This is a genomic window from Mesorhizobium sp. M5C.F.Cr.IN.023.01.1.1, from assembly GCF_003997585.1.
In the GTDB taxonomy this organism is placed as follows: domain Bacteria; phylum Pseudomonadota; class Alphaproteobacteria; order Rhizobiales; family Rhizobiaceae; genus Mesorhizobium; species Mesorhizobium wenxiniae.
The window spans coordinates 117,544-138,684 of sequence record NZ_RZSU01000004.1; the positions used below are offsets into that span (position 1 = coordinate 117,544).

Sequence of the window (21,141 nt, forward strand, 5' to 3'; positions counted from 1 at the left end):
TTTAGCGCTCTTTCTTCGCGCGAAGCGTGTGGCCCGCTTCCGCAAGACGGCTGCGGTCGGTTTCGGGAGCCGGCGCGGCAACGCCCCATGCGAGCGGCTCGTCCTGCACATAGCGCTTGCCGAGGCGCCACGCGATCTCGGCCTTCATCAGTTCCGCGCCGAGATAGAACGCGTGCGCGCCATCTGCCTCAACGCCAAGCCCGGCAAAGAGTTCGAACGCATCCCTGGAAACTGCATGCCCCTTGCCGTTGAAAACATGAATGCCGTCCTCGGCGGTCATGATGCGGAAGTTGTTGTCGCGCACCTCCGCTGCGAGTGCTGCGATATCCTCGGTCGAGGCCGTAAACGGCTTGCGGTCGTGAACCTGCAGCAGCCCTGGATGGTAACTCCGCGGCAGCGCTCCGTCGTTCTTCGCCGCAAACAGGATGCGGCGGGCAACATCGTGCTCCTCGATCGTTCGCAGCGTGTGCGGGCTGACATGCACGGCAAGCACGTTTCGGATCTGAAGTTCCGAGCAGAGCCCGGCCAGAACCGCGGTAACGCCGGAACTGTCGGCGTCGGTCAATTCGGTGAGATTGCCGGTGCCCATCAGCAGTTCGATGTCGGGCCAGCGCCGCCGCGCCTCGATGAAGCGCGCAAGTGAGGCCGCAAAGCCGAAATGGATCGGGTCGAGCACGGGATCGGCGATGAAGGCGATGCCGGCCTTTTGCGCCGCTTCGATGGCCCGGCCGAGCGAATCCAAATCGCCGGGGGTGGACGGGATCAGCACTGGTGCGGCCTTGCAATCGAAGGCCAACGGCAGCGTGTTCTCATCGAGACTGAGAAGATAGTCCGCACCGGCGCGTGCGCCGATCGACAGTTCGTCCGTGCTGGCCGAATCGACACTGACCAGAAATCCCTGTGCCTTCAGCCCGATCACGGCCTCTTCCAGCAATGGAAACGGCGTTTCCGGCAGGCAGCCGAGATCGATGACGTTGGCACCGGCCGCAGCCAGCGTCCGTGCCCTCGCCACCAGCGCCTCGACCGACAGCATCGGCGCGTCGACGATTTCGGCGAAGATGCGCATGTCGTGGCAAGAAAGGTCAGGCGGCTCGCCCGCCCGGCCGAGAAAGGCCGGCAGATCGGCGATCTCGTCGGGACCGCGTACAAAGGGCACGCCGAAATGGTTCGACAGATGCTCGAGGTCGCCGCGATAGCGGCCGGGCAGGATGACGCGGTCGCCGCCGCCTGTCAGGCTGAGCCGCCGCTTGATGATGTCTTCGCTCATCAGCGCGGCGACCTTGACGCCGATGTCGATGATCTCCCACGCAAATTCGGTTTCGCCCAGTCCGGCCAGCAGCCTTTCCAGCCGGACCTTGGCCAGATGGCCGGTAAGAAAGACCAGCCGCTCAGCCATGGCTTGCGAGTTCGGCGTGGCGCCGTCTGACCGAAGCTTCGAGATCGGCAAGCGACTCGACCACCTGGGTCCGCTCGAAGCTCTTCAGCAGGTTGGTATTCTCCAGGTCGATCCTGCGCGGATAGACCTTGACAAGCCCATGCGGCGCCATGGTTTCGAGTTCCGGCGCGGTGTCGCATGCAAAGACGATGGCCGGCACCCGGCATTTTCCGGCCTGGGCAAAGACGTTGGTGGCGAGCGTGTCGGAAATGCCGTGCACGCACTTGGCAACCGTGTTGGAACTGGCCGGCGCCACCACCACCGTGTGATAGACACCGTGATAGAATTCGCCGACCGGGATCGCGCTCGCCGTCTTGTCGTGCAGCACGCGCGTCGTCTCCGGGAATTCGAGCTTGAGCTTGTACATGTGCAGGACTTCGTTGGCGGCTTTCGACACAAAGACATCGCAATGCTCTATCTGGTGAATGAGTGCGAAGCTCTCCGTAAAAAAATGACCGGAACCGGTCAAAACCCATGCCCAGCGCGGCGTATGCAGCGTCGCCATCGCCTACCCTGCTTTTCTTGCCGACCGGATCGGAGCCGCGATCCGGATCCCGGGCAGATTGCCCGACGCGAGTAGCGCCCCGGCTTCGGCTGCATCTTTCGGACCGGCGAGATGGAAATCGACACCGTCGGGCAGCATAGCGGCGAAACCGGCATCGACGATGCCTCTGACTGCCAGGCCGTCGATCGTGTCGCTGCCGAAGAAGGCGCCGGTCTGCTTGATCAGCAGCAGCGCATTCGCGCCGAGCTTGCCGGCAAGCCAGGCGGCAAGGGAATCGGAGGTAATGTCCCAGGACGCCGGAATGTCCGGCGCCGACAGGGCCAATGACGACGGCAGCCACACCGGTACCCTCCCTTCATCCAACGCTCGCACCATTTCTTCCAGCGACCGTGCCGGCGCCAGCCTTTCGTCACGGTCGAGTATGACCTGGCCGAACTGCTCCATGGCGAGGATCGCCATGGCGTGGGCAGCGGTATCGGAAAAATCCATGCGGAACTGCGTCTCACGCACCTGGTCGGCGAAGAGGCCGCCGCCGGGCACGATGACGACAGGCAGCTTGGAACCCGCCAGCGCCGCGATCCAGCTTTCCATTTCCGCCGCATGGACCGTGCTGCCGCCAAGCTTGACGACGGACGGCTTGACGGCGGCTCGCCTGATGGCCTCAGGCCTTTCTTGTCGCGCCTGGGAAGCAGCGATTTGACCTTTTCGGCCGGCAGGGCCGGAGGCGACGCCGCGGCCTGCCGCTTGGCGCTTGCGTTCGATCTCGACGCCGACGCCGCCTGGGCCGAGTTCGAGTTTTTCCACCCTTACCGTGACGCGCACGACACGCGGGTTCTCCAGAATGTAGGTCGCCACCTGCTCGGCCAAGGCCTCGCTAAGCTCGACGTGGCCCCGCGCGACGATGGTGCGAATGCCGTCCATGATAATGTCGTAGGAGAACACATGGCGCATGTCTTCGGGATGGTCGGTGACTTGCAGCACGTCGGCGGTCACGTCGAAACGCACCTTCTGTGTATGGCCATGCTCGAAGCTGTAAGCGCCGATCTGAACCGGTAGGACAAAATCCCGCACGAAGATCTTGTCGGTGCCCAGCGTCGGGTCGGTGCCCGGCGAATAGCCCCTCGCCGCCAGCAGGCGGTAGTCGACGCTCGACGGGCCGCCGGCCCGGGATTCTTCCGGGACCAACTCGCGGATCTGCGCAACGGCCTCGGCACTGATCGAACCCACGCGGCCGGAGTGGCCGCACAGTGCCCCGCGAAAGCCGAGAAAATCGGGAGCGAAGGGCAGCAGGCGCGGAATATCAGGGGTTTCCAGCGATCCGCTCAGGCCAACAATCAGACCGAGCGATTTGGCTCGATCGATGAAACCCGGGATACGCTCGGGCGGCAGATGGTCGAGCAGCCGCCCGTTTGCCTTGATCGCAGTGTCGACCATGGCGCCATGGAAGCGATGTTTGGCCAGCATCGGCAGAAGCTCGAAATCCGGCGCCAGGTCGGCGAAAAGCACGGCGATCAGTTTCGTTCGCGCGGCGAGCGGCTCGAGCGCCGCCGCGCAGGCGGAGACATTTTCCGACGGGAAAAAGCCTATCTTGACATAATCGACGCCGGTCGCGACGATCTCTTCGGCCTTGCCGCGGATCGTCTCCGGTTCCATCGGCAGGTCGCCGCAGACCGCGCTGACCGGCGCCCGGCCGGCGATGAATGAAATCGCCCGGCGGATGGTTTGCGTGCATACCGCGCCAAGCGCCCCCGCCTTCGGATCCTTCAGGTCGACGATGTCGACGCCACCCGAAAGCGCGATCTCCGCCTCGTCGACGCCGGTGACACTGGCCAGCATTCTGGTCATTGGAAGACTTTCTCCGGCATGAGGGACAGGACGCTCTCGGGTCCGGATACCGAAATCCGCTCAGTTGCGGTTCCGGCGAGCAGGCATGCCACTAAAGCAGACGCGACAAGTCCACTTTCAGGGTTTGATAAAATTTGCGGGTCAGCTAAGCTCATCACGGGCACCTTGACTTCGCGCCGGTCCGACAACAATCGGACTTTAGCGCAAGAACGGGTAATTTCATCGATGACGAGCGCGGTGCCGGGCACTCTCGCGGCCTTTTTGTGCTTTTTTTCCCTGACCGTCAACGTTCCGGGCGCGCTGGCCCAGGAAGCGACAGGCAAGCAACCGGCCGCAACGGCCAAGCCGGAAAAAAAGCTGACCGAAATCAAGATAGGCTATTTACGCGCCTATGCGCCGCAGCTCGCTTTGTCGGTGCTCGACGTCCCGCCCCGCGATGAAGGCGTTGCCGGCGGCAATGTCGCGATTGCCGACAACAACACGACCGGCAGCTTCCTCGGCCAGAAATTCAGCCTCGACGTGATCGAGGTAAATCCGGACGCGGATGTCGTTGCGGCCTTCCAGGAAATGATCGCCAAAGGCGACCGCTACGTGATCGCAGACCTCTCGGTCAAACAATTGCTGGCGATCGCCGATCTTGCCCGCGACAACGGCGTTCTGATCTTCAATGCCGGCGCCACCGACGACAGTCTTCGCGAGGAGGAATGCCGCGCCAACATCTTCCACACCATCCCGACGCGCAGCATGCTGGCCGACGGGCTGGCGCAATATCTGATCTGGAAGCAATGGCGGCGCTGGGTGCTGATCTACGGCTCGCACGAGCGCGACCAGCTTTTTGCCGAGGCCCTGCGCCGGGCGGCGACGCGCTTCGGCGGCGAGATCGTCGGCGAAAAGCTGTTCGAGGATACCGGAACGGCAAGGCGGACCGATTCCGGCGTCGTCCAGATCCAGCGGCAGATGCCTGTCTTCACCCAGGATCTGCCGGAGCACGATGTGTTGCTGGTCGCCGACGAAAGCGAGGTGTTCGGCACCTACGTTCCGTTCCGCACCTGGACTCCGCGGCCGGTCGCCGGCACCGCCGGCCTCACCCCGTCGGCCTGGCATCCGGCCAGCGAGCAATGGGGCGGCACCCAGATCCAGAACCGCTTCGCCAAGGCAAACGGCCGCCGCATGATGTCGAAGGATATGGCGGCATGGACCGCGGTGCGCATCCTCGGCGAGGCGGCGACCCGCACGCAAGGTGCCGACCCGCGCAAGATGGCCGACTTCATCCGCTCCGACGATTTTTCGATCGCCGCGTTCAAGGGGCAGAAACTGACCTTCCGTAAGTGGAACCAGCAGTTGCGGCAGCCGATCTTCCTCGGCGACGGCCGATCGGTCGTCTCGACATCGCCGCAGGAGGGTTTTTTGCACCAGATGTCCGAGCTCGATACGCTCGGGGTCGATGAACCCGAAACAAAATGCGTGCTTAAGTAGAACCAATTGGGAGGAATTCAGTGCAGAGACGAGCTTGCGCACTTGCCATTCTCGCGACCGGCTTCATGGCCGGCCCAGCGTCGGCCTACATGGCCTATGTTTCCAACGAGAAGGACAACACGATGTCCGTCGTCGACACCGCGACGATGCAGGTGGTGAAGACCGTCAATGTCGGGCAACGTCCGCGCGGCATCACCATCTCGCATGACGGCAAGCACATTTATCTCTGCGCCAGCGACGACGATTCGATCGAGGTGATCGACACGGCGTCCCTGGAGATCGTCGATACCTTGCCCTCCGGGCCCGACCCGGAGCTCTTCGTGCTCTCGCCTGACGGCAAGACGCTTTATGTCGCCAATGAGGACGACAATCTCGTCACCGTCATCGACATCGAGAATAAGAAGGTGCTGGCTGAAATTCCGGTCGGTGTCGAACCGGAAGGCATGGGCGTCAGCCCGGACGGAAAGATCATGATCAATACGTCGGAAACGACAAACATGGCGCATTTCATCGATACGTCGACCCACGAGATCACCGACAACGTGCTGGTGGATGCGCGTCCGCGCTTCGTCGAGTTCACCCCCGACGGCAAGCAGGCCTGGGTGAGTGCCGAGATCGGCGGCACTGTTTCGGTGATCGACAATCAAACGCGCGAAGTTGTCCAGAAGATCACCTTCGAGATTGCCGGCCTGAGGGCCGAATCGATCCAGCCGGTCGGTGTGCGCATCACCGCCGACGGTAAGAAAGCCTATGTGGCGCTCGGACCGGCCAACCGCGTCGCGGTGATCAACACGCAGACATACGAGGTCGAGAAATACGTGCTGGTCGGCCAACGCGTCTGGCAGCTCGCTTTCACGCCGGACCAGAAAACCATCATCTCGACCAACGGCGTGTCGAACGACATCACCTTCATCGACGTGGAGACCGACGAGCCGGTGCAGTCGGTGACCGTCGGCGCGCTGCCATGGGGCGTCGTCGTCTCGCCCAATTGAATCAACCCAATTGAATCAAACAGACAGAAAAACAGCAGAAGGGCAGGAAATCATGCGGAAATTTCGGGCCGTCACGTTCGCTGCGCTGATGGGCATGGCACTCACGCAGGGCCAGGTCTGGGCGCAGGACGATGACGACGCAGCCGCCGGTGCGGCCACCAAAACCGACGCCAGCCCCGAAGCCGAGAAGGCAACCCGGGCCAGCAAGGACGTGCCGGAACTTATCCTCGGCAGCAAGGAAGACCAGTTCACCGCCAACCAGAAGGACTTCCAGCTGATCGCCGGCCAGGGCTATCGCTGGAAGATCACCGCGGCGGGCGGGCTGGAGTACAAATTCCATACCGACCTGTTCCGCAATGTGTGGAACAACCAGATCGTGATCAATAACCTCGAGGTGCACATGAACGGCGCACCCGCATGGCTCGAATTCGACTCCGACGGCACCATCCAGGTACAGTTCACCACCGTGAGGCCCGGCATCTACACATGGTCGGTGCCCGACCTCGCCGACAGAGGCATGAAGGGCACAATCACAATCAAGTAGGATCACCGGAAAGCGGGACCTTCGCGATCGGGCCCGGTGCGCTAGACTCCTGGTGCGCTAGGTGCGCTAGACTATCGTCGACGACAAGGAGCCAGCCGCGTGCAGCATGTGAGGACAAGCGGACCAGAAGATGAGGTGGCGGCGCTCGACGTCGCCGGCGTCAGCCATTCCTATGGTCCGAAGCGGGCGCTCAACGACGTCTCATTCTCGATCGCGCCGGCGACCTTCACCGTCCTTCTCGGCCTCAACGGCGCCGGCAAGACAACTCTGTTCTCGCTGATAAGCCATCTTTACGACACGCGCCGCGGATCGATCCGCATCTTCGGTCATGACGTCAGCCGCGCTTCTGGCGAAGCGCTCAGGCGTGTCGGCATCGTGTTCCAGGCCCGCACGCTCGACCTCGATCTCAGCGTCCACCAGAACCTCTCCTATCACGCCGCGCTGCATGGCATCGGCGGACGCGAGGCCCGGCAGCGCATTGCCGCGCTGCTCGATACGGTCGACATGCAGGGCCGTCAGCATGACAAGGCACGCAGTCTTTCCGGCGGCCAGATGCGGCGCATCGAGATCGCCAGGGCGCTGCTCCACCGCCCTTCCCTGCTGCTGCTCGACGAGGCGACCGTCGGTCTCGACATCCAGTCGCGAGCGGGCATTCTCGCCACCATCCGCAAGCTCGTCGAAACCGAGGGCATTGGCGTCCTGTGGGCGACGCATCTGATCGACGAGGTTAAAGACGGCGACCATGTCGTCGTGCTGCGGCAGGGCGAACTGGTCGCCAGGGGCAAGGTTGCCGATGTCGTCAGGACGAGCGGCGCCGGTTCGATCCGCGACGCCTTTTCGAGGCTCAGCCGCATCGAGGCAGCCGGCATCGCGGAGATATCGCCATGAGCGCTCCCGCAATGCCCGAGAAAGTCGCCGGCATCATCCCGGTGAAGTTCGAAAAATTCGGCCTGCGCCATTATCTCATTTGCCTCAAAGGCGTCGTCCTGCGGGAGTGCCTGCGCTTCCTGCACCAGCGCGAGCGCTTCATATCCTCGCTGGTTCGGCCGCTCATCTGGCTGTTCATTTTTGCCGCCGGATTCCGGCAGGTGCTCGGCGTATCGATCATCCCGCCCTACAAGACCTACGTGCTCTACGAGGTCTACATCACGCCGGGCTTGTGCGGCATGATCCTGCTGTTCTCAGGCATGCAGTCTTCGCTGTCGATGGTTTATGACCGCGAGATGGGCAACATGCGCACCCTTTTGGTCAGCCCCTTCCCGCGCTGGTTCCTGCTGGTGTCGAAGATGCTCGCCGGCGTCTCCGTATCGATTGCGCAGGTCTACGCGTTCCTGATCATTGCCTGGTTTTGGGGCGTCAAGGCGCCGCCGATCGGCTATCTCATGGTGCTGCCGGCGTTGTTCTTGTCGGGCATGATGCTTTGCGCGCTCGGCATGCTTTTGTCGTCGATGATCAAGCAGCTCGAAAATTTCGCCGGCATCATGAACTTCGTCATCTTTCCCGGCTATTTCGCCTCTCCGGCGCTCTATCCATTGTGGCGCATCCAGGAGGCGAGCCCGCTGCTCTACAAAATCTGCCTCGCCAACCCGTTCACCTATGCGGTCGAGTTGATCCGCTTCGCCTTCTACGGGCAGGTTAACTGGCTGTCGCTGGGCGTCGTCGCCGGTTGCACTGTTCTGTTCCTTGCAGCCGCCATCATCGCCTACGACCCTTCGCGCGGCCTGATGACTCGCAAACAGGACACTGGAGGAAACGCCTGATGGCACGAATGGGCCTTGTTCGCAGCCTGGCTGTGGTTGCCATGCTCACGCCGAGCGTGAACGTCGAGGCGGCGAACACCGATCCGGATTGGCCCTGCATACAGCGCAAGGTGCCGCAACTCTCGCTCGGCCAGATCTGGAACGGGCCGGAACTTCCCCCAGCGGCGAAGGACTTGTCGAAGGACCCCGCCGTCTCCGCTCTGGTCGAGCAGGTGGCAGCCCGGCGGATACCGATTGCCGAAGCCCAAAAGAAAATCAAGGATTTCGCCGCCGCCTTGCCGGCCGAGCAGCTTGCGCCGAAAATGGCGATGCTGGTGCAAGGCATGTTCGATCACATGGACGCCGAGCGTTCGCATGTAATCTCGGGCATTTCCCGTTACGCCCACAAGCAGCTCGAAATGGCCGCCGCGTTGCGCAAGGAAGCGTCCGACGTCGATGCTTTGCAGGCAAAGCCGGATGCCGATCCCGACGAGATCGAACGGCGAACCGAACAGCTGAAATTCGCAACGCGAATTTTCAACGAACGCGTCCAATCACTGACTTACGTCTGTGAGGTGCCGACGATCATCGAGCAGCGGCTTTATCAATTGTCCAAGGCGGTCTCGGAAACACTCGCCGCGAAGAAGTAGAACCTCATTCGACCTTCGCGGCGGATCTCACGATCCCCGGCCGGGCAGCACGCGCCAGCGCTGCACGAAATAACCGGGATGCGTCTCGATCCACTGGGCGACCAGCGGCTGCGCCTGCATGAAGGCGGTCCCGGGATTCATCGCCAGGCCGTCCACGATCTGTTCGCGTTGTTCACAGGTCTGCGGCACATCCGTCAGGCAGACCATCATAACGAGCGTGTAAAGCATTACCCCTTGTCCCCATCGAATCCCGAACCCCATGCCCGGGAGTTTTCAGTGATACCGACCAGTCTGCAGGGGTCGCACATACAGATTGCTTACGGCTATGAAAGGACGTGGCCCCCGCTCTTTCGCACTGCAACATAACATATCGCTTATCTAACGCCAATGATCGCCGGGACGTTCTCCAGAGAATTGCTTAGTTTTGCGCTGCCTCGATGTGGCGCCGATGTTTCCAGTGCCGATGAATCCGATCATCACGGCATGTCGTCGATGTCGTCAGACTGGCAGCCCGTTCTGTTTACGCAGGCTTTTGTCGAATGCGAATGCGGGGCGAATCGGCGCAGGAAACTGACCTGGCGCCAACAAATTGCAGGCTAGCAGAAGCGCCTTGGGGCCGCGCGCTAGCTCGCGCGACCTCCAGTGTTCGGTTCTTCGTGCGGATAGAGCTTGCCGAACAGGGGCAGGTACATCGCGCCTTTGCGCATCAGGAAGTCGTGGAACGTCGCCATGGCAGGCGAGATCGCGTGATCGCTGCGCATCACGGAAAACCATTGCCGGCGGATCGGCATGCCGACAACGTCGAGGATGACCAGCCGGCCGGCTTCGGTTTCCGCAGCGATGGTGTGGGCGGAGATGAAGGCGATGCCGAGCCCGGCCATCACCGCCTGCTTGATCGTCTCGTTCGAGTCCATCTCGACGCCGAGATCGTCGATGCGGCCGGGCACGTCGCTTAGGAATATCTCCAGAGAGATGCGCGTGCCGGAGCCGGGCTCGCGAATGAGGAAATGCTCCTCAGCGATCCGCTCCTTGGATATTTCGCGTGCCGAGGCCAGCGGGTGGTCGGGCGGCGCGATGATGACCAGCGGGTGATCGCCGAAGACCGAGGCACGCACCGGGACTTCCTTGGCCGGGCGTCCCATCAGCGCAATGTCGATGTCGTGGTTCTTCAGACTGTCGATCGTTTCGGCGCGGTTGCCGATGGCGAGCCGCATGTCGATGTCGGGATGTTCCTTCATGAAGCCGGCCATGAGCCGCGGCGCGAAATATTTGGCGGTGGAAACGACGCCCAGCCTCAAGCTGCCGATGCGCACGCCCTTGATCGCATCCATCCTGTCTTCGAGCAGGCGAAGCCGCTCTTCGATCGCCTGCGCCGTCTCGACGAAGGCCAGACCTGCGGCAGTGGGACGCATGCCGTCCGACGTCCGGTCGAACAAGGCCAGTTGGAACTCCTCCTCGACTTGCCGCAACTGGATTGTCAGCGCTGGAGGAGACAGGCCTAACGCCTTGGCCGCGCTGACGATTTTTCCGTGGCTGATGATTGCCTGAACGGTCTTGAATTGCTTGAGCGTGAGGTTTCTCATGCAACATACTAAAATTTTTTTAGTGCAGAAGTAAAGTAATAGAATTTTACTTATCCGGTGGCGTTTGTTCTCATTCTCCTGTCCGGCCGACCCGAGGAGAGGCGGCTGGATCGGGAGGTTACGATGCCAGCGGCAACGCTCGATGCTTTTCTGAATTCCTATCTCGGCCCGCCGGACGAGCTGCGCTCCGCGGTGGTGGCGACCGTCCGTCAGCTGACGCAGGCCGCTACCAATATCCGCAACACCATCAATCAAGGGGTGCTCGGCACCGCCTTTGCCGGGACCCGCGGCGCCAATGCCGATGGCGACATCCAGAAGGATCTCGACATCTTCGCCGACGACATCTTCCTCGACGCCATGCGCCACGCTCCGGTCGCGCTCTACGCCTCCGAGGAACTGGAGCAGCCGGTCCTGCTCGACAGGCAAGCGCCTCTCGCCATCGCCATCGACCCGCTCGACGGCTCCTCCAATATCGACACCAACGTGTCGATCGGAACAATTTTCTCGCTCCTCCCTGCAACTGGCGCGCCGGACGAAAATCCGGCCGCCTCTTTTTTGCAGGCAGGCGTGAACCAGCTGGGTGCCGGTTTCTTCATCTACGGGCCGCAGCTGGCGCTGGTTCTGTCGCTCGGCAGCGGTACGCATGTCTTCGTCCTCTCGACCAGGCTCGGCACCTTCGTCCAGGCCTACGAGAGCCGGATCATCCCGCAGCGCACCCAGGAGTTCGCCATCAACGCCGCCAACTACCGGCATTGGGACGAGGCAGTGCGGCTCTACATCGACGACTGCCTCGAAGGCACCGAAGGCCCACGAGAGAAGGAGTTCAACATGCGCTGGATCGCCTCCCTGGTCGCCGACTGCTATCGCATATTGATGCGAGGCGGCGTATTCCTGTATCCAGGCGACAAGCGCAAGGGTTACCGCCAGGGACGGCTCCGCCTCGTCTACGAGGCCAACCCGATCGCCTACCTCATCGAACAGGCGGCCGGTGCCGCTACCGATACGATCACCCGCATCCTCGAAATCGAACCCGAGAGCCTGCACCAGCGCGTCCCCGTGGTGTTCGGATCGGCGCGGGAAGTCGCGCGCATCACCCGCTATCACACCGAGCCCAGCGCCATCGGCGAGCGTGCGCCGCTGTTCAGCCGCCGCGGCCTGTTCAGGGCCTGAGCACCATGTCGGCAAAGCACCCCATCATCACCATCACCGGGTCGTCGGGCGCAGGCACCACCTCGGTGAAGCGCATCTTCGATCTGATCTTCCGGCGCGAGAATATCGAGGCCGCCTTCATCGAAGGCGACGCCTTCCACCGCTACGACCGCGCCACGATGAAGGCAAAGGTGGCCGAGGAGGAGAAGGCGGGCAATCCGAACTTCACCCACTTCAATGCCGCGGCCAACGAACTCGCAATCCTCGAAGAGGTGTTTGAGGAATATGGCCGCCGGGGAACCGGAAAGACCCGCACCTACATTCATGACGAGGACGAGGAGAAGCAGTACGGCACGCCGCCGGGACAATTTACCGAATGGCGCGAATTCCCGCCGAGCGATCTGCTCTTCTACGAGGGCCTGCATGGCTGCGTCGTCACCGACAAGATCAATCTGGCCAGGCACGCTGACCTCAAGATCGGCGTGGTGCCGGTCATAAATCTCGAATGGATCCAGAAGATCCATCGCGATCGGGCAACGCGCGGCTATTCCACCGAGGCGGTGATGGACGTGATCCTGCGCCGCATGCCGGACTATGTCCGCTACATCGTCCCGCAGTTCTCGCAGACCGCCATCAACTTCCAGCGCGTGCCGATCGTCGACACGTCCAACCCATTCATCGCGCGCTGGATTCCGACGCCCGACGAATCGATGCTGGTGATCCGCTTCGCCAACCCCCGCGGCATCGATTTCCCCTACCTGCTTTCGATGATCCACGACTCGTTCATGTCGCGGCCGAATTCCATAGTGGTGCCAGGCAACAAGCTCGACCTTGCCATGCAGCTGATCCTGACGCCGCTCATCCTGCAATTGATCGAACGCAAGAACCGTGTGTCGTGAGGAGGACGCCATGAACAGCCAAGCAGCAGCATTGAAGCCCGTCGCAGCCGCCTCGGAGCGCGACATGGCGAACGCCATTCGGGCACTGGCGATGGACAGCGTCCAAAAGGCCAATTCCGGTCATCCCGGCATGCCGATGGGCATGGCCGATGTCGCGACGGTACTGTTCAGCCGCTTCATCAATATCGATCCGTCGGCGCCCAACTGGCCCGATCGCGACCGCTTCGTGCTTTCGGCCGGGCACGGCTCGATGCTGCAATATGCGCTGCATTTCCTGCTCGGCTACGACGACATGCCGATCGAGGAATTGCAGCGGTTTCGTCAGCTGGGCAGCCGTACCGCCGGACATCCGGAATATGGCCATGCGCTTGGCATCGAGACGACCACCGGTCCGCTTGGACAAGGCATCTCGACCGCCGTCGGCATGGCGCTGGCCGAACGCATGCTCGCCGCCCGCCACGGCGCCGATCTCGTCGACCATTTCACCTATGTGATCGCCGGCGACGGCTGCCTGCAGGAAGGCATCAGCCATGAGGCGATCGACCTTGCCGGTCACCTGAAGCTCTCCCGGCTGATCGTCTTCTGGGACGACAATTCGATTTCGATCGACGGACCGACTTCGCTGTCGACATCGATGGACCAGGCGGCCCGGTTCAAAGCCGCCGGATGGCATGTCCAATCGGTGGACGGCCACGACACGGAAGCTGTTGGAGCGGCAATCGAAGCGGCGCAGCAGTCTGACCGGCCGTCGCTGATCGCCTGCCGCACGGTGATCGGCAAGGGCGCGCCCAATCTGGGCGGCTCGGAAAAGACGCATGGCGCACCGCTGGGCGATGCAGAGATCACCGCGACGCGCGAAAACATCGGCTGGGACTACGCGCCGTTCGAGGTGCCGGACGAGATCCTGTTCGCCTGGCGTGAGATTGCCGAGCGCGGGCAAGCAGCGCGGCGCGCCTGGGAGCAGCGGCTTGCGGCCTCGCCGCAGCGCCGGGCCCTCGAGAGCGCGGTCGCCGGCAACCTGCCCGACACGGTCTTCGATGCGCTCGGCGCTTTCCGCAAGGAGCATGTCGAGAAGGCGACCAAGGTTGCAACGCGAAAAGCCTCCGAAATGGCGCTTAGTGCGATCAACGCCGCGACCGACCTGACAGTCGGCGGCTCCGCGGATCTGACGCATTCGAACCTGACGATCACCAAGGGCATGGATCGCATAGCGCCGGATGACTATGCCGGCCGTTACATTCACTACGGCATCCGTGAGCACGGCATGGCCGCGGCCATGAACGGAATCGCGCTGCATGGCGGCTTCGTGCCTTATGGCGGCACGTTCCTGTGTTTCGCCGACTATGCGCGAGGCGCGATGCGGCTCTCGGCGCTCATGGGCCAGCGCGTCATCTATGTGATGACGCATGATTCCATCGGGCTCGGCGAGGACGGCCCGACCCACCAGCCGATCGAGCACCTGGCGATGCTGCGGGCGACGCCGAACCTCAACGTCTTCCGGCCGGCCGACATCATCGAAACGGCGGAGTGCTGGGAATTGGCGCTGAAGAGCAAGACCCGGCCGAGCGTGCTGGTGCTCTCGCGCCAGAACCTGCCGATGCTGCGCCAAGCACACAGCGAGGAGGCACACAGCGACGAGCCACACAGCGTCGAGAACCGGTCGAGCCAGGGCGCCTACATCCTGCGCGAGCCGGCCAAGCACCGCGCGGTGACGCTGATCGCCACCGGCTCGGAGGTCGAGATTGCCGTTGCCGCCGCCGAACGGCTGGAAACCGAACACGGCATCGCCGCCGCTGTCGTCTCGATGCCATGCTGGGAGCTCTTCGAGGAACAGGATGCGGACTACCGCAAGGTCGTCCTCGGCTCGGCGCCGCGCATTGCCATCGAAGCCGCGGCGCGGCTTGGCTGGGATCGCTGGATCGACGACACCGGCGCTTTCGTCGGCATGGCCGGTTTCGGCGCCAGCGCCCCTGCCCCGGATCTCTACCGGCATTTCGACATCACGCCCGAAGCCGTCGCCGCAGCGGCGCTGAAGCTCATCATCTAGGAGGACCCGACAATGGCCCGCATCACCCTTCGCCAGCTTCTCGACCATGCCGCCGAGCATGGTTACGGCGTGCCGGCATTCAACATCAACAACATGGAACAGGGCCTCGCCATCATGGAGGCGGCCAAGGCCTGCGACGCGCCGGTCATCATCCAGGCCTCGCGCGGCGCCCGCTCCTATGCCAACGACATCATGCTGGCCAAGATGATGGAGGCGTTGACCGAAATGCATCCGGCCATTCCGCTCTGCATCCATCAGGATCACGGCAACAACGAAGCCACCTGTCTTTCGGCGATCCGCCACGGCTTCACCTCGGTGATGATGGACGGCTCGCTGATGGCGGACGCCAAGACGCCGGCGAGCTACGATTACAACGTCGCCATCACCGAACGTGTCGCACGCATGGCGCATTGGGTCGGCGCTTCCGTCGAAGGCGAGCTCGGCGTGCTCGGCTCGCTGGAAACCGGCCAGGGCGAGGCCGAGGATGGCCATGGCGCCGAAGGTGCGCTTTCCCACGACCAGCTTTTGACCGATCCCGATCAGGCGGTCGACTTCGTCACCGCCACCCAGGTCGACGCGCTGGCGATCGCCTGCGGCACCTCGCACGGCGCTTACAAGTTCAGCCGCAAGCCCGACGGCGGCATCCTCGCCATGCAGGTGATCGAGGCGATCCACGAAAAGCTGCCCAACACGCATCTGGTCATGCATGGCTCGTCCTCCGTGCCGCAGGATTTGCAGGACATCATCAACAAATATGGCGGCGAGATGCCCCAGACCTTTGGCGTCCCGGTCGAGGAGATCGAGCGCGGCATCCGCTACGGCGTGCGCAAGGTCAACATCGACACCGATTGCCGCATGGCCATGGCCGGGCAGTTCCGCCGCGTCGCGACGGAGGACCCGCGCGAATTCGATCCGCGCAAATTCCTGAAACCCGCCATGGACGCCTTGCGCGATCTTTGCCGCGATCGCTTCGAGCGCTTCGGCACCGCGGGCAACGCCTCGAAGATCAGGGTTATCGCCATGGACGAGATGGCCAAACGTTACGCCGCGGGAAAGCTCGACCCGCAAATCGCAACCGCGAAAGCCGCCTGAGCGGCAAACAGGAGACCTGTTATGAACAAGATCGACATGCCGTCAGCAGGCACCCTCAAGGAAGGCAAGGAACGCTACAAGTCGGGCGTCATCCCCTACAAGAAGATGGGTTACTGGGAGCCGGACTACCGGCCCAAGGAAACCGACCTGATCGCCATGTTTCGGATCACGCCGCAGCCCGGCGTCGACCACGAGGAGGCGGCCGCCGCCGTCGCCGGTGAATCCTCTACCGCGACATGGACCGTGGTGTGGACCGACAGGCTGACCGCCTGCGAGCTCTACCGCGCCAAAGCGTTCAGATCCGAGCCGGTGCCTAACACAGGTCCCGGCACCAAGACCGAGCAACAGTACTTCGCCTACATCGCCTACGACCTCGACCTGTTCGAGCCGGGCTCAATCGCCAACCTGACTGCATCGATCATCGGCAACGTGTTCGGCTTCAAGGCAGTCAAGGCCTTGCGGCTCGAGGACATGCGCATCCCGGTGGCTTACCTCAAAACCTTCCAGGGCCCGGCGACCGGCATCGTGGTGGAACGCGAGCGGCTCGACAAGTTCGGCCGGCCGCTGCTCGGCGCGACGACGAAGCCGAAGCTTGGCCTGTCAGGCCGCAACTACGGCCGCGTCGTCTACGAGGCGCTGAAGGGTGGCCTCGACTTCGTCAAGGACGACGAGAACATCAACTCGCAGCCCTTCATGCACTGGCGCGACCGCTTCCTCTACTGCATGGAGGCTGTCAACAAGGCGTCGGCCGCTACCGGCGAAGTCAAGGGCCATTATCTCAACGTCACCGCCGGCACGATGGAGGAGATGTACGAGCGCGCCGAATTCGCAAAACAGCTTGGCTCCTGCATCATCATGATCGACCTCGTCATTGGCTACACGGCGATCCAGTCGATGGCCAAATGGGCACGCCGCAACGACATGATCCTGCACCTGCACCGCGCCGGCAACTCGACCTATTCGCGCCAGAAGAACCATGGCATGAATTTTCGCGTCATCTGCAAATGGATGCGGATGGCCGGCGTCGATCACATCCATGCCGGCACCGTGGTCGGCAAGCTGGAAGGCGACCCGCTGATGATCAAGGGTTTTTATGACACGCTGCGCGAGGAGCGCACACCGCAGAACCTCGAAACCGGGCTGTTCTTCGATCAGGAGTGGGCCTCGCTCAACAAGGTGATGCCCGTTGCCTCGGGCGGCATCCATGCCGGCCAGATGCACCAGCTGATCCATTATCTCGGCGAGGACGTCATCCTGCAGTTCGGCGGCGGCACGATCGGCCATCCGGACGGCATCCAGGCCGGCGCGACGGCCAATCGCGTCGCGTTGGAGGCGATGATCCTCGCCCGCAACGAGGGCCGCGACTATTTGCGCGAAGGGACCAAAATCCTCGAACAGGCGGCCAGATGGTGCACGCCGCTGAAGGCGGCCCTGGAGACCTGGAAGGACGTCACCTTCAACTACGAATCGACCGACACGGCCGACTTCGTGCCAACCGCAACGCCCAGCTTCTAGACGAAAGGAACCGTCGCCATGATGACCAATCCGGGAAACAAGGTCACGCAGGGACAGTTTTCGTTCCTGCCCGACCTGACCGATGAGCAGATTTCGGCGCAGATCAAATACGCGCTGAAAAACCACTGGGCGGTCAGCGTCGAGTACACGGACGATCCGCATCCTCGAAACACCTATTGGGAAATGTACGGCAACCCGATGTTCGACCTGAAGGACCCGGCGGGCATCCTGCTTGAAGTCAACAGCTGCCGGAAAGCCATGCCCAACATGTATGTCCGGGTCACCGCCTTCGATTCGACCAAGGGCTGGGAAGCGCCGCGCATGTCGTTCATCGTCAACCGGCCGCCCAACGAACCCGGGTTCCGGCTGCTGCGCCAGGAGCGCGACGGCCGCAGCCAGGGTTATTCGATCGTGCCTTATGCGACCGACAGGCCCGAAGGCGAGCGGAGCTAGCCGAAACCATGCTGGACGCGATAGCAAAGGGCGCTGCCGCGCAGGACGAATCGGTTGATCTGCAGGCCGAGTTCGAGGCGTCTAACATCGACGAAGTGATGGACAAGCTCGACCGCGAACTCGTTGGCCTGAAGCCCATCAAGACCCGCATCCGCGAAATCGCGGCGCTGCTCCTGGTCGACCGACTTCGCCGCAAGTTCGGCCTGACCTCGGGCGCGCCGACGCTGCACATGAACTTTACGGGAAATCCCGGTACCGGAAAGACCACCGTTGCGCTCAGGATGGCCGAAATCCTGCATCTTCTCGGCTATGTCCGCGAAGGCCATATGGTCGCGGTGACGCGAGACGATCTCGTCGGCCAGTATGTCGGCCACACCGCGCCCAAAACCCGCGAAGTGATCAAGCGCGCCATGGGCGGGGTGCTTTTCATCGACGAGGCCTACTATCTCTACAAGCCCGAGAACGAACGCGACTACGGCCAGGAATCGATCGAAATCCTGCTGCAATGCATGGAAAACAACCGTGACGATCTGGTCGTGATTCTTGCCGGTTACAAGAACAAGATGGACCGCTTCTTCGACAGCAATCCCGGCATGCGCTCGCGCATCGCCCACCACCTCGATTTTCCCGACTACGGCGTCAGCGAACTCAAATCGATCGCCGAGATCATGCTGGCGGAACAGAATTATCGTCTCAGCGAGGCGGCGGCCAAGGCGCTCGAAGAGTATCTCCCGATCCGCATGCGGCTGCCGCATTTCTCCAACGCCCGCTCGGTCCGCAATGGGCTCGACCGGGCGCGGCTTCGCCAGGCCAACCGGCTTTTCGCGTCGCGCGACCGGGCGTTGACGAAAACCGACCTTATCACCATTGAAGAATCCGATATTCGCGGCAGCCGCGTGTTCGCGGAAGGTAAGCTCGAAGGCGAACCGGAGACGAAGGCGCGCTGACAACATGACGCCGGTTGGTGTGCAGCGACCGGAAACGGTAGACAGAATGGGAGCCGACGACCATGCGTACTAAGACAATCATCGCGCCCTCGGTGCTTTCTGCGGATTTCTCGCGGCTCGGCGACGAGGTCGAAACGGTCGTCCGGGCGGGTGCCGACTGGATCCATCTCGACGTGATGGACGGCCATTTCGTGCCCAACATCACCTTCGGCCCGCCGGTGATCAAGGCGATCCGCGACCGAACGGACAAGATCTTCGACTGCCATCTGATGATCGCGCCGGCCGATGCCTATCTCGCCGCCTTCGCCGATGCCGGCTGCGACATCATCACGGTGCATGCCGAGGCCGGGCCGCATCTCGATCGTTCGCTGCAGGCGATCAGGAATCTCGGCAAGAAGGCCGGCGTATCGCTGAACCCGTCGACGCCGGAAAGTGTCATCGAATATGTGCTCGACCGGCTAGATCTGGTGCTTCTGATGACAGTCAATCCGGGTTTCGGCGGCCAGGCTTTCATTCCGGCGGTCGTCGACAAGGTCAGGCGGATCAAGGCACTGATCGGCAACCGCCCGATCGACATCGAGATCGACGGCGGCGTCACGCCCGAAACCGCGCCCCTGGTCACAGCGGCCGGCGCCAATGTGCTGGTTGCCGGCTCGGCCATTTTCAAGGGTGGCACCGAGGCTGCCTATCGCGCCAATATCGGCGCCATCAGACAGGCAGCCGACGGTGCGATCCGGAACGCCGCGTAAACCATTTCATCGGAGGGCAACATGGGGGCGATCCCACCTGTCTGCGATTTCGGCTGGCAAGCCATCGATGCCGTTTTGCCCGGCATCGACGGCAAATCGCACTCGATCTTCAGCCACGCCGGCCCGAACGGGCTGGTCGTAGCCTTCATCTGCAACCACTGCCCTTATGTGAAGGCGGTGATTTCACGCATCGTCCGCGATGCCAACGATCTCAAGCCCGAAGGCATCGGCTTTGTCGCGATCAATTCCAACGATGCCGACGCCTATCCGGATGATTCCTTCGACAACATGAAGCTCTTCGCCAGGACGAACGGCTTCACTTTCCCCTACCTCCACGACGAGCGCCAGACCGTGGCGCGTGCCTATGGAGCCGTTTGCACTCCGGATTTCTTCGGGCTCAACAGCGAGTTGACGCTGCAATATCGCGGCCGGCTGGACGCGACGCGACGCGACGCCGGACCGCCCGGGCTGAGACGCGACCTGTTCGAGGCGATGAAGCAAATTGCCCGAACCGGCGACGGGCCGCTCGACCAGATCGCTTCGATCGGCTGCTCGATCAAGTGGAAGGACGCCGCATGAACGTCGGCATGGGTAGGCGGTTTCGATCGTCGAAAGCGATCCTGTTCGACCTCGACGGCACGCTGGTCGATTCGGCGCCTGATATAACGGCCGCAGTCAACGAGTTGCTGGCCGGCCGCGATCTGCCGCCGCTGCGCGTGGAACAGGTTAAGGCCATGATCGGCGGCGGCGTCAGGAAACTGGTCGAGCGAGCCTTCACCGCTTCCGGTACGCCGCTCCTCGGCAGCGCGCTTGACGAGGCCAACCGCGTCATGGCGCCGATCTACCGCAGACATCTCACCGGCCTGACGACGCTGATGCCTGGCGTCAGGGAGGTTCTCACCCACTTCCACTTGAGCGGAATAGCCATGGGTGTGGTGACCAACAAGCCGCAGTTGGCGGCTCGCGAAATCCTGCTGCATTTTGGGCTGACGGAACACCTTGGCGCGATCGTTGGCGGAGACGCGGTGACATACCTGAAACCGGCGCCCGACGCTCTGCTGCTGGCGCTCGACCAGCTTCAGGTCGAACCTCGTGACGCGCTGATGGTCGGAGACAGCGGCGCCGACGTGGCTGCCGCGCGCGCCGCCGGCATGCCCATCATTCTGCTGCGTGGCGGCTACACCCAAATTCCGGTTGAAGAGCTTGGCGCCGATCTCGTTTGCGACAACCTGTTCGACCTGCCTTCCGCGATGCGCAGGCTGCAAGACGCCGCCTGACCGGCGCCAACCACCAGGCGGGCGCCGGCCGAACGCAGTTTCGAACGGCCGGCGAAGTCGCGTTGTTTCCGGGGAAGAACAGGGTTACTTCATGCGGAAGAACCGGGTCATTTGGAGAATTGTTTCAGATAGGCGATGACGTTGGCGAGGTCCTCATCCTTCTTGAGGCCGGGAAACGCCATCTTCGTACCTTTGATCATAGCCTTCGGGTCGCGAAGGTAGGCCGTCAGCGTGGCGTCATCCC

The 21,141-nt window shown here is 62.6% G+C and carries 22 protein-coding genes and 1 pseudogene; 17 read left to right on the plus strand and 6 right to left on the minus strand.

The features are described from left to right. Position 1 precedes the first annotated feature (1 nt). Genes EOA78_RS03280 through EOA78_RS36845 form a run of 3 tightly spaced genes read right to left on the minus strand, consistent with a single transcriptional unit; the run spans position 2 to position 3,785 of the window. Positions 2 to 1,396 carry a DUF6513 domain-containing protein gene (locus EOA78_RS03280; RefSeq protein ID WP_127313867.1) on the minus strand — a complete coding sequence of 465 codons (1,395 nt, stop codon included), beginning with the start codon at positions 1,394 to 1,396 and terminating at the stop codon, positions 2 to 4. Next, complete coding sequence (locus EOA78_RS03285) at positions 1,389 to 1,940, minus strand: flavoprotein (RefSeq protein ID WP_127313868.1); 552 nt, start codon at positions 1,938 to 1,940, stop codon at positions 1,389 to 1,391. Before EOA78_RS03285 ends, EOA78_RS03280 begins: the two co-directional genes overlap by 8 nt. A 3-nt stretch (positions 1,941 to 1,943) precedes the next feature. Further along, positions 1,944 to 3,785, minus strand: a complete 1,842-nt coding sequence (locus tag EOA78_RS36845) for a (5-formylfuran-3-yl)methyl phosphate synthase (RefSeq protein ID WP_127313869.1) — start codon at positions 3,783 to 3,785, stop codon at positions 1,944 to 1,946. 225 nt (positions 3,786 to 4,010) lie between these two features. Here EOA78_RS36845 and EOA78_RS03295 point away from each other — a divergent pair, with 225 nt between their 5' ends. The 6 genes from EOA78_RS03295 to EOA78_RS03320 all read left to right on the plus strand — a co-directional run bounded on the left by EOA78_RS03295 (position 4,011) and on the right by EOA78_RS03320 (position 9,186). Then, a complete protein-coding gene (locus EOA78_RS03295) occupies positions 4,011 to 5,261 on the plus strand; it encodes an ABC transporter substrate-binding protein (RefSeq protein ID WP_127313870.1) in 1,251 nt (416 codons plus the stop codon). A 65-nt stretch (positions 5,262 to 5,326) separates the two neighbouring features. Then, positions 5,327 to 6,253 carry a YVTN family beta-propeller repeat protein gene (locus tag EOA78_RS03300; RefSeq protein ID WP_164783624.1) on the plus strand — a complete coding sequence of 309 codons (927 nt, stop codon included), beginning with the start codon at positions 5,327 to 5,329 and terminating at the stop codon, positions 6,251 to 6,253. A gap of 52 nt (positions 6,254 to 6,305) precedes the next feature. Beyond that, positions 6,306 to 6,797 (plus strand): hypothetical protein, encoded by a 492-nt coding sequence (locus tag EOA78_RS03305; RefSeq protein WP_127313872.1) that lies wholly within the window; start codon positions 6,306 to 6,308, stop codon positions 6,795 to 6,797. Positions 6,798 to 6,896: 99 nt separating this feature from the next. Beyond that, positions 6,897 to 7,685 carry an ATP-binding cassette domain-containing protein gene (locus EOA78_RS03310; RefSeq protein ID WP_127313873.1) on the plus strand — a complete coding sequence of 263 codons (789 nt, stop codon included), beginning with the start codon at positions 6,897 to 6,899 and terminating at the stop codon, positions 7,683 to 7,685. A gap of 11 nt (positions 7,686 to 7,696) precedes the next feature. Next, a complete protein-coding gene (locus EOA78_RS03315; protein WP_164783625.1) occupies positions 7,697 to 8,557 on the plus strand; it encodes an ABC transporter permease in 861 nt (286 codons plus the stop codon). Continuing rightward, the gene (locus EOA78_RS03320; RefSeq protein ID WP_127313875.1) at positions 8,557 to 9,186 is read left to right on the plus strand and encodes a hypothetical protein; all 630 of its coding nucleotides are present in this window, start codon (positions 8,557 to 8,559) and stop codon (positions 9,184 to 9,186) included. Before EOA78_RS03315 ends, EOA78_RS03320 begins: the two co-directional genes overlap by 1 nt. A 27-nt stretch (positions 9,187 to 9,213) precedes the next feature. On the opposite strand, the gene EOA78_RS03325 is transcribed toward EOA78_RS03320, so the two are convergent. Beyond that, the gene (locus tag EOA78_RS03325) at positions 9,214 to 9,414 is read right to left on the minus strand and encodes a hypothetical protein (protein WP_127313876.1); all 201 of its coding nucleotides are present in this window, start codon (positions 9,412 to 9,414) and stop codon (positions 9,214 to 9,216) included. Positions 9,415 to 9,573: 159 nt separating this feature from the next. Here EOA78_RS03325 and EOA78_RS35820 point away from each other — a divergent pair, with 159 nt between their 5' ends. Next, entirely contained in the window at positions 9,574 to 9,786 is a 213-nt protein-coding gene (locus EOA78_RS35820; protein WP_164783622.1) for a hypothetical protein, read from the plus strand. Positions 9,787 to 9,809: 23 nt separating this feature from the next. On the opposite strand, the gene EOA78_RS03330 is transcribed toward EOA78_RS35820, so the two are convergent. Beyond that, on the minus strand, positions 9,810 to 10,769 hold the full coding sequence (locus EOA78_RS03330; protein WP_127313877.1) for a LysR family transcriptional regulator: 960 nt from the start codon (positions 10,767 to 10,769) through the stop codon (positions 9,810 to 9,812). 123 nt (positions 10,770 to 10,892) lie between these two features. Between EOA78_RS03330 and EOA78_RS03335 the strand changes: the two genes are divergently transcribed. The 10 genes from EOA78_RS03335 to gph all read left to right on the plus strand — a co-directional run bounded on the left by EOA78_RS03335 (position 10,893) and on the right by gph (position 20,897). After that, positions 10,893 to 11,939, plus strand: coding sequence for a class 1 fructose-bisphosphatase (locus tag EOA78_RS03335; RefSeq protein WP_029350350.1), 1,047 nt, complete (start codon positions 10,893 to 10,895; stop codon positions 11,937 to 11,939). A 5-nt stretch (positions 11,940 to 11,944) separates the two neighbouring features. After that, positions 11,945 to 12,817, plus strand: coding sequence for a phosphoribulokinase (locus tag EOA78_RS03340; RefSeq protein ID WP_127313878.1), 873 nt, complete (start codon positions 11,945 to 11,947; stop codon positions 12,815 to 12,817). 10 nt (positions 12,818 to 12,827) lie between these two features. After that, positions 12,828 to 14,864 (plus strand): transketolase, encoded by a 2,037-nt coding sequence (gene tkt / locus EOA78_RS03345; protein ID WP_127313879.1) that lies wholly within the window; start codon positions 12,828 to 12,830, stop codon positions 14,862 to 14,864. Positions 14,865 to 14,876: 12 nt separating this feature from the next. Beyond that, positions 14,877 to 15,956 (plus strand): class II fructose-bisphosphate aldolase, encoded by a 1,080-nt coding sequence (gene fba / locus EOA78_RS03350; protein ID WP_127313880.1) that lies wholly within the window; start codon positions 14,877 to 14,879, stop codon positions 15,954 to 15,956. 36 nt (positions 15,957 to 15,992) lie between these two features. Further along, complete coding sequence (locus tag EOA78_RS03355) at positions 15,993 to 17,471, plus strand: ribulose-bisphosphate carboxylase large subunit (RefSeq protein ID WP_164783626.1); 1,479 nt, start codon at positions 15,993 to 15,995, stop codon at positions 17,469 to 17,471. Between the two features lie 18 nt (positions 17,472 to 17,489). Next, positions 17,490 to 17,924: a ribulose bisphosphate carboxylase small subunit gene (locus EOA78_RS03360; RefSeq protein ID WP_065010919.1), complete on the plus strand. Its 435-nt coding sequence runs from the start codon at positions 17,490 to 17,492 to the stop codon at positions 17,922 to 17,924. Positions 17,925 to 17,932: 8 nt separating this feature from the next. Continuing rightward, positions 17,933 to 18,871: a CbbX protein gene (cbbX, locus tag EOA78_RS03365; RefSeq protein WP_127313882.1), complete on the plus strand. Its 939-nt coding sequence runs from the start codon at positions 17,933 to 17,935 to the stop codon at positions 18,869 to 18,871. Between the two features lie 62 nt (positions 18,872 to 18,933). Then, positions 18,934 to 19,620: a ribulose-phosphate 3-epimerase gene (gene rpe / locus EOA78_RS03370; protein ID WP_127313883.1), complete on the plus strand. Its 687-nt coding sequence runs from the start codon at positions 18,934 to 18,936 to the stop codon at positions 19,618 to 19,620. A 21-nt stretch (positions 19,621 to 19,641) separates the two neighbouring features. Beyond that, positions 19,642 to 20,199, plus strand: a complete 558-nt coding sequence (locus EOA78_RS03375) for a thioredoxin family protein (protein WP_127313884.1) — start codon at positions 19,642 to 19,644, stop codon at positions 20,197 to 20,199. Further along, positions 20,196 to 20,897: a phosphoglycolate phosphatase gene (gph, locus tag EOA78_RS03380; protein ID WP_127313885.1), complete on the plus strand. Its 702-nt coding sequence runs from the start codon at positions 20,196 to 20,198 to the stop codon at positions 20,895 to 20,897. Before EOA78_RS03375 ends, gph begins: the two co-directional genes overlap by 4 nt. Positions 20,898 to 21,004: 107 nt before the next feature. Here the strand turns inward: gph and EOA78_RS36850 are convergent. Then, positions 21,005 to 21,141: pseudogene (locus tag EOA78_RS36850) on the minus strand (cytochrome c family protein); the annotation flags it as partial.